11 protein-coding genes and 1 pseudogene are annotated in these 10,460 nt (G+C 57.0%); 7 read left to right on the plus strand and 5 right to left on the minus strand.

Annotated elements, in window-relative coordinates:
* Positions 1-144 precede the first annotated feature (144 nt).
* From NTX71_08290 to NTX71_08300, 3 genes are read right to left on the minus strand one after another with little or no spacing between them, the layout of a single operon-like run.
* Entirely contained in the window at positions 145-1,038 is an 894-nt protein-coding gene (locus NTX71_08290) for a tetratricopeptide repeat protein (GenBank protein MCX6339903.1), read from the minus strand.
* Positions 1,035-1,823, minus strand: coding sequence for an ABC transporter permease subunit (locus NTX71_08295; protein MCX6339904.1), 789 nt, complete (start codon positions 1,821-1,823; stop codon positions 1,035-1,037). Before NTX71_08295 ends, NTX71_08290 begins: the two co-directional genes overlap by 4 nt.
* A complete protein-coding gene (locus NTX71_08300) occupies positions 1,820-2,572 on the minus strand; it encodes an ABC transporter ATP-binding protein (GenBank protein ID MCX6339905.1) in 753 nt (250 codons plus the stop codon). The genes NTX71_08295 and NTX71_08300 overlap by 4 nt, the downstream gene beginning before the upstream one ends.
* A gap of 559 nt (positions 2,573-3,131) precedes the next feature.
* Here NTX71_08300 and NTX71_08305 point away from each other — a divergent pair.
* Together NTX71_08305 and NTX71_08310 are read left to right on the plus strand one after the other, a co-directional pair.
* Positions 3,132-3,692 (plus strand): DUF134 domain-containing protein, encoded by a 561-nt coding sequence (locus tag NTX71_08305; GenBank protein ID MCX6339906.1) that lies wholly within the window; start codon positions 3,132-3,134, stop codon positions 3,690-3,692.
* 17 nt (positions 3,693-3,709) lie between these two features.
* The gene (locus NTX71_08310) at positions 3,710-4,075 is read left to right on the plus strand and encodes a NifB/NifX family molybdenum-iron cluster-binding protein (protein MCX6339907.1); all 366 of its coding nucleotides are present in this window, start codon (positions 3,710-3,712) and stop codon (positions 4,073-4,075) included.
* A gap of 284 nt (positions 4,076-4,359) precedes the next feature.
* Here NTX71_08310 and NTX71_08315 read toward each other — a convergent pair whose 3' ends face one another.
* Positions 4,360-4,788, minus strand: a complete 429-nt coding sequence (locus NTX71_08315) for a hypothetical protein (GenBank protein MCX6339908.1) — start codon at positions 4,786-4,788, stop codon at positions 4,360-4,362.
* A gap of 55 nt (positions 4,789-4,843) precedes the next feature.
* Between NTX71_08315 and NTX71_08320 the strand changes: the two genes are divergently transcribed.
* Positions 4,844-6,199, plus strand: coding sequence for a M20/M25/M40 family metallo-hydrolase (locus NTX71_08320; GenBank protein MCX6339909.1), 1,356 nt, complete (start codon positions 4,844-4,846; stop codon positions 6,197-6,199).
* Between the two features lie 163 nt (positions 6,200-6,362).
* On the opposite strand, the gene NTX71_08325 is transcribed toward NTX71_08320, so the two are convergent.
* The gene (locus NTX71_08325) at positions 6,363-7,043 is read right to left on the minus strand and encodes an LON peptidase substrate-binding domain-containing protein (protein MCX6339910.1); all 681 of its coding nucleotides are present in this window, start codon (positions 7,041-7,043) and stop codon (positions 6,363-6,365) included.
* A 257-nt stretch (positions 7,044-7,300) separates the two neighbouring features.
* Between NTX71_08325 and NTX71_08330 the strand changes: the two genes are divergently transcribed.
* The 4 genes and pseudogenes from NTX71_08330 to NTX71_08345 all read left to right on the plus strand — a co-directional run bounded on the left by NTX71_08330 (position 7,301) and on the right by NTX71_08345 (position 10,354).
* Positions 7,301-7,987, plus strand: coding sequence for a metal-dependent hydrolase (locus NTX71_08330; GenBank protein MCX6339911.1), 687 nt, complete (start codon positions 7,301-7,303; stop codon positions 7,985-7,987).
* A 224-nt stretch (positions 7,988-8,211) separates the two neighbouring features.
* A complete protein-coding gene (locus tag NTX71_08335; GenBank protein ID MCX6339912.1) occupies positions 8,212-9,504 on the plus strand; it encodes a hypothetical protein in 1,293 nt (430 codons plus the stop codon).
* Positions 9,482-9,982, plus strand: a pseudogene (tpx, locus tag NTX71_08340) (thiol peroxidase). The gene NTX71_08335 and the pseudogene tpx overlap by 23 nt, the downstream one beginning before the upstream one ends.
* 99 nt (positions 9,983-10,081) lie before the next feature.
* Entirely contained in the window at positions 10,082-10,354 is a 273-nt protein-coding gene (locus tag NTX71_08345) for a 4a-hydroxytetrahydrobiopterin dehydratase (GenBank protein MCX6339913.1), read from the plus strand.
* Positions 10,355-10,460: the final 106 nt, after the last annotated feature.

The raw sequence follows: 10,460 nt of genomic DNA on the forward strand, positions 1-10,460 counted from the left end.
TGGGATTGGGAATCTCCTCAAAGGGCCGTGCGTCCCTATCCGTTCCCTCCAAATCCCTCATGGCAGAATCCTATTATTATCGGAGGGGGGAATCACACAAATCCAAAAATCCAGAAAAGTCCGATCGAGTCTAACTCACAACAATTAGTGCTCATGCAGTTCAAGGGATGGATGATGCATCCCATGGGTGTGCGGATGGTCGTCCGTGTGCCGGCAATACTCATCCGGTGTGACCTTCTCCTTCATGAGGTCATGTAGAATCCGTTCCGCATCGGCACGAGACCGTTGCCCCTCTTCAATCCCCCGGACGATCTCCCGGACGCCGTTGGCCTCGGGCTTGATGCGGAGATGCTCCCGGTAACATGCAAGCGCCTCCGCTGTACGGCCCTCATGTTCATAGAGTAATCCTCGATAGTTGAACAGCGCGGCGATGTCAATTCGTTTCTGCTCTGCATTGACTCCCCCGGTGTGTGCCCAGAGTTTTAGTGCGAGGTCGAATAACCGCGCCGCGTTGTCCAGTTCCCCGTAGTGGAGAAGGATCAAACCACGCTGCAGCGGGACGCGGTAGTCGGAGGGATTGTTTCTCCTCGCCTCGGCGAGGATGTCCATCGCCTGCGGTAAATGCCCATTCTCTTGCTCTGCGACCCAGAAGGCGGCGCTCAGGTAAGCGTCCATATTATGAGGATCCATCCGCGTCGCGAAACGCAGCCACGGCATCATTTCATAGAGCTCGCCGCCCGACAAGTGCTCAAGGGTTCGGGGCTGGACCTCGTTCGCCAGGTTTTGAATGAACCCCATAGAGGCTGCTTTCGTCTGGTGCGGGACGCCATGGTGAAAATATCTGTCGGCTTCTACGCACAAACTGCTACCGATGGCCTGGCGGCTCTCTCCCAGGAGCCGCCCGAGCACGGAGGCCGGATCGTGAGGCGTGAATGACTCGTCAGTCGTCAGGAGACATGCCAGCGAAAAACAGAGCGCAATCAGAGAGATAAGCACTCCGCCAACGATGATGTGGAATCTCGCCCCGGCTGTTTTCATAGCATGGCTCCCCGCTCAAAGCGTTTCCGGCGGTATGCTAACCACGAGACGAATAAAAAAAGCGTGGTCAGGACTATGCCGTACGCGAGGACAATAATGAAGCTGATCCAGGGTATGGTTCCCCGCTCATGAACGATCCGCAGGCGCATGTCGAATAGCTCAAAGTGGGGGAGTAAATAATACATTGCCAGCAGACTGGTGGCACGAGCACCTCCTGCGGCGACGAGCATCTCTGGAACGCGCGGCAGCATGAGGAGTGAAGAGCCGACCGCCACATAGCTCATGCTCGCCGCGGCTCCATAGGTCAGTCGCGTCGAAAAGGCTGTCCCCATGGCGGCGATGGCCGCCAGGCCGGCGACGTGTACGACCCACCCCTGGGCGAGAATGTGCCATTCGAACGAACCCCCGTACGCCTTCACGACGACCGCAACCAGGAGATAAAAAACCGCGGTCGCGCAGGAGACGACCGACCATGACCCCATCCATTTCCCTAACAGAAGTTCTCCTCGCGTGATCGGTTTCGCGAGCAGTGGGTAGATGGTCCCTTTTCTCTCCTCATCAGGCAGCTGCCGGCAACTGACATTGACTGTCATTATTAGAATAAAGAGCCAGGCCATCAGGAGGCCGAGGTCCATAATGTAGCGCGGGGTAGTCCCCAGCCCGAAGATATTCACCGAGAGCAGCGCATAGAGCAGCGCAGCCAGCATGATCAGCAATACATACACATCCTTACGCCGGAGCAGTTCCCTCCAGACTGTATTTGTGATGACGAGGATGCGGCTCATAGTGCACCCCCCGCCCGTATGCCGGAGTCCGTCATCACTTTCAGGAAATACTGCTCGAGTGACTCCGCCTCCGGTATGAGCTCCGACACCGCTCCCCGCACCACGATTCGCCCATCGGCGATAATGGCGATATGATCGCACACCAGTTCCACTTCTGAAAGTTCGTGTGACGAAAAAAAGACAGTTTTTCCGCGATCGCGCAGGCCGGCGATAATCTTTCTGATCTCCATACGCCCCAAGGGATCCATACCTCCGGTCGGCTCATCAAGGATGAGGAGGTCCGGGTCATTGATCAGCGCCTGCGCTAGGCCAATACGCTGCAGCATGCCCCTCGAATAGGTGGCGATCCTCCGATCCGCCGCATTCATCAATCGGACTTGATCAAGGATCTCTTCTATCCGCTTTTCCAAAGGGCTCCACCGCATCCCGAACAAACGCCCCGCCATTACAAGGAGCTCCCGCCCTGTCAAGAAGGAATATGTTTCAGCCTTTTCCGGTAAATATCCAATGCGCTCACGGGCAATGCGTTTGCGAACATCCTCGCCGAAAATCAGGGCGTGACCGGAGCCCGGCTCGATGAAACCGAGCAGCACGAGCATGGTGGTTGTTTTTCCCGATCCGTTGGGGCCGAGGAATCCGAACACTTCACCCTCGTTGACGCTCATAGATATGCCGCGCAGGGCCTCCACGAAGCCTCCGTGCCCGCTGAAGCGGACAGAGAGGTTATTTACGTCGATTGCTGTACTCATTGCAGAACCGCCTCATATGGTTGATGTGTGACACCTGTAAGAATAGCAGAGTGGAATTATATTACAGCGGGAAGACTATGGAGACAAAGGGGGTGAACGGGCAAAGAGATCAGAGAACGACAGCATATAAATTATGATAACCATAGAGGGAAGGAGGACGATGAGCGGTCCATAAAAGGCAGATATTGATACGGAGACGGCCAGCAGAGAGTATCCACTGAGCGCGATGATAACACAGATCGGGCACTCATCCTTGACGTCAGCCTTATCGTGGCGATGCACAGAGAGGACGGTGAGGCTAAAAAGGGTGAGTAATATGGCGAGAAGAACGAGATAGGCGTACCCTGACTTCATGGGATCGGGATTTCCCCCTGATGTAATCGTTAGAATTATAGCAATCCACTATATGTATCTCAAGTCCATACTGCAACAACGAATTACGGGTATTTTAAATACGCAGATTGCGGATGAGGCGCAATGGGGGAACTACAGCAAAAATTTCTTCTTGACACGATATGAACGTATGTTCATAATAGTGCATTGTAAAAATGGAGACTTTATGCCAAGACCACGATGTTTGAGGAGGATATGCTGCGTGCCCGGTGTCACCTATTTCAAGCCCGCGGGGATTCCTCTGCGATTATTGGAAGAGGTTGTTGTCACGCTCGATGAGGTCGAGGCGCTGCGCCTGGCTGACCTCGAAGGCATGTATCAGGAAAAGGCGGCGGCGCGCATGAATATTTCACGTCCCACCTTCTCGCGCCTCATCGAGTCGGCGCACAAAAAAGTCGCCGAGGCGCTGGTGAATGGAAAAGCGTTGCGGCTGGAGGGTGGTCCGGTACTAATGAAAGGAGGCATGACAATGCCAGGAAGAGATGCCCTGCCTGCCGGCACCTGCCCGTCCGGCAGGCGGGGGCAGGGAACGGGACCTGCTGGGACAGGCCAGGGGAGAGGAATGGGGCCGTGCGGATGCGGACAGAGAAGAGGGTTAGGACGCCGCCGGGGAGGCGGATGGAATAGAGCCGCCTCGCCCCAGGGGGATGGCGGCGGAATGCGGTCTTCCGGTTCGGTTGAGACAGGCGGGAAGGATCGGACGGAAAACGGTGGACAGAAGGAGTAATCAGGAAAGGAGAATTTATGAGAATCGCAGTTCCGATTAAAGAAGACAGGGGACTGGAGAGTCCGGTTCACGGGCATTTCGGTTCCGCCCCGATTTTTGCACGGGTGGATTCCGAAACAATGGAATTCAAGGCGTTTCAGAACCGCAATCTTGAGCACGCCCACGGCATGTGCAACCCGCTGAGCCTCATCAAAGATATGCAGGTGGATGCTCTGATATGCGCCGGCATGGGAACCCGCGCCCTTCAGCTGCTTAATCAGGCCGACATCAAGGTGTTCAAGACAAGCGCCCAGACTGTGAGGGAAGCCATCACCCACCTTACTGACGGCTCGCTCCCTGAAATGACCGAGGAGGGAGCGTGCAGCGAGCATGGATGCCACTGATGCATTATGAGGCACCTGAACCACGTTATTAATCAGACCGACGTCGAAGCTAACCGCATCCGGTTTACGGAGAGGATCAACCTGTACCGCGCACGCGGACTCGATCTCCTCGGACACCGTGAGTAGCTGTTGCGGCGGGCAGGCGTCATGCCCGCGTTGCAAAAAGGCGGTGAAAAGGCTCTTGAGGAAGCGAGACATGTTATTGGCCTACCATGCGGATCACCGGGGAATAGCGGATGACAATCCTGAGCTGGTAATCAAAGATGGTGAGGTATGAGATCGCATTAACGCAGGTTCGGCGCCCAATTCTTCTTGATGATTTTTTTGCAGATGTAGCGGATCAACCTGTGAAATAACTGGTCATCATGCAGCCAGGCGAGATCCCCGTCTGTCGCGATATGCGCTATGTCGCGGTAGCCGAGGGTGATCGATCTGCGCAGGCTCGCGAGCGCCTCGCTCTTCTTGTGGATCAGGCTGTAGCTGCAGGCGAGGTTGTAGTGGGCAATCGGATCCTTCGGCCGCAGCGCCGTGAGGCGCTGGTCTATTTTAAGACCTTCCTGGTAGAGACCCTTCCGCGCATACGCCTCGCCCAGAACTGATAACGCCTCGACATAGTCGGGCGCTTTTTCTATAATCGCACGGTAGAAATCAATCTCAAAGTTGAGATTGTCACCGAGATCGCATCCGGAGCTCTCTATACGCCCTCTATTCATATCCGTCACCACTAAGTTTATAACATGATTTGAGCGGGATGTCAATAGTTCAACTATGACAGCAATACACCGCATCCAAAAATACATTGAGGACAACAGGGAGAAGTTTTTGGCGGAGCTCAGTGAGCTCTGCCGCATCCCCTCACGTTCCGGGAATACCAGGGCTCTCCACGAGGCGGCCGCGTGGATCGCCCGCGCGCTCTCCGCGCTGGGGGCGGAGGCGAGGATCTTTGAGATACCCGGGGGCGCGCCCATCGTGTACGGCGAACTCGGCGAGGGGCCGAGAACCCTGCTGGTGTACAACCACTACGATGTCCAGCCGCCTGAGCCCCTGGAGCTGTGGAACACAGAGCCTTTTTCACCGAAGGTCCTCGACGGGCGCCTCTACTGCAGGGGGGCGAGCGATAACAAGGGCAACCTGATGGCGCGTCTCCACGCGGTCCGGGCCTGCGTTGAAACCATGGGCGCATTGCCGCTCAAGGTTAAATTTCTTGTGGAGGGCGAAGAGGAGACGAGTTCGAAACACCTGGCGGAATTCATACGGCAGCACAAGGATCTCCTGAGTGCAGACGGCTGCTTGTGGGAGTGCTCATGGAAGGACCCGCAGGGTCGCCACATCCTCACGTGCGGCCTCAAGGGGCACTGCTATGTGGAGCTCAGGGTGAGGGGGGCGCGCCATGACTTGCACTCCTCCTACGCGGGTATCGTTCCGAACCCCGCGTGGCGGCTCGTCTGGGCTCTCGGGACACTCATGGACGAGCGCTCCAGGATCACCATCCGGGGTTGGTTGGAAGAGATGAGAGGGCTGGGCGAGGCAGATGAGCGGGCGTTGAAACGGGTGGTGTTCGATGCGGAGGGATTCAGAGAGATGCACGGTTTCCGCGAGTTCGTCCGCGGGATGTCAGGCGGCGAGCTGGTACGTGAGCTGCTCTATGCGCCCACCTGCACGATATGCGGCCTGAGCGCCGGTTACACGGGCGAGGGTCCGAAGACGGTGCTCCCCTCTGAGTCGATCGCCAAACTTGATTTTCGCCTGGTGCCGGACATGACGCCTGAGAAGCTGCTCGCATGCCTCAGGCGCCACCTCGACGAGCAAGGCTTCGGGGATGTCACGATCCATCCCCTGGGTGGCATCATGCCTGCCAGGACCGATTGCGAGGACAGGATCGTCAGGGCGGCGCTCGCGGCGGTTCGCGAGGTGTGCGGGAGGGAGCCGATCCTCTACCCCGTGGCGCCGTGGAGCGGCCCGCTCAATGATGTCTGCGGCGTATTGAATATGCCGTCGGTGTCGTTCGGGGTCGGGCACGCCGATTCACATGACCACGCACCGAATGAGAATATCAGGGTCTCGGACTACGATGAGGGAATACGGTGCATGGCGGCCTTCATGCGCATCTATGCGCGCGCGTAGCACGCCCGGCCCCGCATGCGGGGCCGCAACCAAATCATCTGTATGTATCGGTACCGCATCTGTGTTCATCTGTGATACACATCGAAGTTTTAACGAGCACCACAGATACACACAGATAGACACAGATGAACACAAACAGGAGAGATGATTTTACTGAACATACTCAGTTGTCGTGGATATTCCTGGGCGCCTTGGCGAGGATTTCCTGCAGGATGGCCTTGTACGCGATCTGGTGTTCAATGACGCGGGTGAGCATCTCGAGACGCTCCTGAAGATCGAGTGTTTCCAGGAGCTTTTGTTTGGCATGGGCGTCGATGGTGAGCGTCGCGGCGATGAGGTTGGAGACGATCTCCGCGTCCTCCAGCTCCTCGAGGCGGGAGATGAAGTCCCCCTCCGCCCCGTCTGCCGTGTGAACGAGCACGCGGAAGAGATCGAGGATTTTGAGGCGGTGCGCATTGGCGGCACCCGGTTCGGCGGGATAGCTCTCCAGTCTCTCGATTTCGGCGATTGGATAGGGCCGGTGCTGGGTATAGCGCGTGCTGGCGATTCGCGCGACGCCGCCCAGGAACACGCTGAAACTCGAGTCGGCGAGCTTGCTGACCTTGGCGATCTGCCCCAGGCAGGCGACCCGGTAGGTCGGCGCATCGAGGAGGCTCTTGGGGGATCCCTTCTGCATCAGGACGACTCCCATCATGCTGTTCCCCTTGAGGCAATCCTCGAGCATGAGCCGGTAGTGAGGTTCATAGATGACGAGCGGCAGGAGTGTGTGGGGGAAGAGTATCGTGTCGGGAAGCGGGAAAATGACCGCCGTGTGGGGTATCTGATGGCTGTGCTGTTCTGGCATATAGAGCTATACTATACACTATCTGAAAACGCTGTCAACCGGAGCGGGCCTTGGGGTTTCTCCGTTTTTAGAAACTAAGGTAATTTTTCACCACGGACCTGCCTGCCGGCGGGAAGGGATAAACACGGATTAATTATTGCCCTAGAAACTAGAAACGAGAAACTGTTGTTACTGTTTTAAAGATCTCTGTGTCCTCCGTGCCTCCGTGGTAGATTATACGATAATGGCTGAGCGGTGAGCGAGAGAGGAGGAGAAATATGCCCGTACTGACCTTTTTGGGGCATGGCGCGTTTCAGCTAGATCTTCAAAAAACGAGCCTTGTGATTGACCCGTTCCTCACCGGCAACCCCCGCGCCCGCGCGAGGCCTGAAGAGATCAGGGTCGGCTACGTACTGCTGACGCACGGCCATCCGGATCACCTCGGCGATGGAATCGCGATCGCGCGGAATAACGACGCCACGATCATCGCCCCCTTCGAGCTGGCGACCTATTGCGAACGCCAGGGGGCAACGGTACACCCCATGCACATCGGGGGGGCGCACGATTTTCCGTTCGGACGGGTAAAGCTCACCATCGCGTTCCACGGATCAGGCTACCCGACCGAGGAGGGGATGCTCTACATGGGCAATCCCTGCGGTTTCCTCATCGCCGCAGACGGAAAAACCGTGTATCATGCGGGTGATACCGGTCTCTTCTACGACATGAAACTCATCGGCGAAATGAACCGGATCGATGTCGCGCTCCTGCCGATCGGCGGGAACTTCACGATGGATATTGATGACGCGGTGAAAGCGGCGGAGCTGCTCGGCGCCGGGCTCTCCATCCCCATGCACTACGGCACCTTTGACCTCATCGCGGCGGATCCGAGCATCTTCGAAAGGAAAATCGGTGAGAAGGGCATGCGGGCGAGAATCCTTCATGTGGGCGAGCGCCTCGCGATCTGATGCGCGTCGGTGCGATGCGGTTTTGTTTTGAATATGCAGGTTCTAATAAAATAAGGTTACATCAACGGATTTCACTGATTATCACTGATTTTACCGCAGGAAACTTTGAGAGTTTATTTTAATCGGTGTAATCCGTGCAATCCGTGGATAGAAAACGTTGAAGGTGGGTAGGCTCACTATAACGGTTGATGAATAGATCATGATAAAGAGGAGGTCCACGGATTATGAAAAACGGTCCCACGGTGCTCCTGATGGTGCTCGACGCGGTTGGCGTGACCACCCTTGAGTATCTCCTTGCGCACAGTGCGCGGAAGGTCCATCTGCCCCACCTCTGTGAAATGGGCTTGGGCAATATCCTCTCCGAAAAATTCAGGGACCGTATAGCCTCCCGCCCGGGGGCCCAGCTCTCCCTCGCGCTGACTCAGGCATCCGCGTACCCCGACAGCACCATCGGGCACCGGGAGATGGTCGGGGTCGTCGATCCACGGAAGTACCAGCTCTTCCCGGACGGGTTCCCTCAGAATTTTGTGAGGGCGCTCGAGAAGGAGATCGGCAGGGGAGTGATGTTCAACCGGATGGCGGGTGGGATGGAAGCGATCGAGGAGAACAGGGAGCTCCATGAGCACACGGGCCGCCCGATCCTCTACGCGAGCAAGTGCGATCCCGTACTGCAGCTCGCGATGAACGAGGAGATCATCCCCATCCCCGAACAGCACCGCATTGTGGACGCGAGTTTCGCCCTGGCGCTCCGCATGGGGCTGAAGGTCACCCGCGCCATCGGCCGGTCATACGTGATGAAAGATGACGCGATTTTCAGGACGCCCAACCGCCACGACTGCACCCTCCCACTAGAGGGGCCAACGCTCATCGGGATCGCCCGGGGCAGGGGTGTGCGCACCGTGAGCGTCGGGAAGGCGGCGGAACTCGTGGGCGCCGATTTCGATGACACTATCAAGCTCACCGACCCGAAGCTGCTCGATCCCGCGCTCGGCTTCAGGTTTGTGGACGGGAAGAAGCGAGATACCAACCCCTATTCGATCCAGGGGACGATCAACGCGCTCGTTGCCGCCAGAAATATTTCACGCCCCAGGGGGACGTTCGTTTTTGCGAATTGTGTGGACGCCGACAGCCTCTTCGGGCACACGCGGGACGTCGAGGGAGCGCTGCGCTCAATCGAGGAGTTCGATCGCCTGCTCCCCAGGGTCACGCACCTCCTCGCCCCCGGGGACATGATCATGATCACCGCTGATCACGGCATAGAGCACCGCGAGGATTACGGCTACCACAGCCTGGAGCCATTGCCGATGCTGGCGGAGAGAGTGGGCGTTCGGTTCGATCTGAATCTGTTCACGCGCGGAACCCTCGCGCTCGCCGGCTACCTCGCCGCTCAGGTTTTCGGCTGCGGGGATGAGTACGTGGAGACGTGCGCGCTGGGGAAATATCTGAGGAGCGGGAGGAGGGGGGGCGCCCGGCAGGGGGCAGATAGGAGGTGCCATGCGCAGGACCATCACGTTTAAAGGGAACCCGCTGACCCTCGTGGGCAGAGCGGTGAAGGAAGGAGACGGTGCTCCGGACTTCAGGGTGCTCTCGGGAGATTTAAAAGAGGTCAGGTTGTCTCAGTTCAAGGACAAGGTAAAAATTATCACCTCATTCCCCTCGCTCGATACCCCTGTCTGCGATATGCAGGTGAAGGAGTTTAATAAGAGAGCGATATCGCTCTCGGAAGGGGTGGTCATCCTGGGGATAAGCAACGATCTGCCCTTCGCGCAGAAGAGATTCTGTGAGGACAATGATATCAGGAATGTGGTGGTATTGTCGGATTACCGCTATTCCTCGTTTGGCATAAACTACGGCATGCTCATCAAGGAGCTCAAGCTTCTGGCGCGAGCGGTGTGTATCCTGGATAGGGATAATATCGTTCGGTATATTCAGATCGTCGGGGAGTTGGCCGCCCCCCCGGACTACGACCGAGCGGTAGAAAATCTGCGCGAGGTCATTGCGAAACCCGCGCTGCACGCAGGCGGAGCACAGACCGCTCGCTGCGTGCCGTGCGAGGGAGGCATCCCTGCGTTGCCAAGGGATGTCGCGGAGAGAATGGCTGCCAGAATCAAGGGGTGGGAGCTGGTCGAGGGCGTGAAGCTCAAGAAGGAATTCACATTTAAAGACTTTGTGGAAGCGAAGTACTTCCTCGATCTCCTCGCGATGGTCGCTGAGGATCAAGGGCACCATCCCGTCTTGACCTTGTTGTACAACAAGGTGAGGGTAACCCTCGCCACGCATGCCGCCGGAGGGTTGACGGAGAACGATTTCATCATGGCGAGGATCATTGATGCTGTGATTCAGACAGTGGGAGAAGAGAAGAGCTAATCTTTTATGTAGCAAAGAGTTATGTGATTTATGAGATTGAGGCCTGAGATTTTCTTTCGGCCTCATCATTTTTTTGCTTGTAATCTGATTGTATAATGATATAGTT

The organism is Candidatus Auribacterota bacterium (assembly GCA_026392035.1).
GTDB lineage: Bacteria > Auribacterota > Tritonobacteria > UBA1439 > UBA1439 > JAPLCX01.

Coding starts and splice junctions, on each gene's coding strand:
- NTX71_08290 (MCX6339903.1), bottom strand. CDS start 1,038: ATGAAAACAGCCGGGGCGAGATTCCACATCATCGTTGGCGGAGTGCTT.
- NTX71_08295 (MCX6339904.1), bottom strand. CDS start 1,823: ATGAGCCGCATCCTCGTCATCACAAATACAGTCTGGAGGGAACTGCTC.
- NTX71_08300 (MCX6339905.1), bottom strand. CDS start 2,572: ATGAGTACAGCAATCGACGTAAATAACCTCTCTGTCCGCTTCAGCGGG.
- NTX71_08305 (MCX6339906.1), top strand. CDS start 3,132: ATGCCAAGACCACGATGTTTGAGGAGGATATGCTGCGTGCCCGGTGTC.
- NTX71_08310 (MCX6339907.1), top strand. CDS start 3,710: ATGAGAATCGCAGTTCCGATTAAAGAAGACAGGGGACTGGAGAGTCCG.
- NTX71_08315 (MCX6339908.1), bottom strand. CDS start 4,788: ATGAATAGAGGGCGTATAGAGAGCTCCGGATGCGATCTCGGTGACAAT.
- NTX71_08320 (MCX6339909.1), top strand. CDS start 4,844: ATGACAGCAATACACCGCATCCAAAAATACATTGAGGACAACAGGGAG.
- NTX71_08325 (MCX6339910.1), bottom strand. CDS start 7,043: ATGCCAGAACAGCACAGCCATCAGATACCCCACACGGCGGTCATTTTC.
- NTX71_08330 (MCX6339911.1), top strand. CDS start 7,301: ATGCCCGTACTGACCTTTTTGGGGCATGGCGCGTTTCAGCTAGATCTT.
- NTX71_08335 (MCX6339912.1), top strand. CDS start 8,212: ATGAAAAACGGTCCCACGGTGCTCCTGATGGTGCTCGACGCGGTTGGC.
- NTX71_08345 (MCX6339913.1), top strand. CDS start 10,082: ATGGCTGCCAGAATCAAGGGGTGGGAGCTGGTCGAGGGCGTGAAGCTC.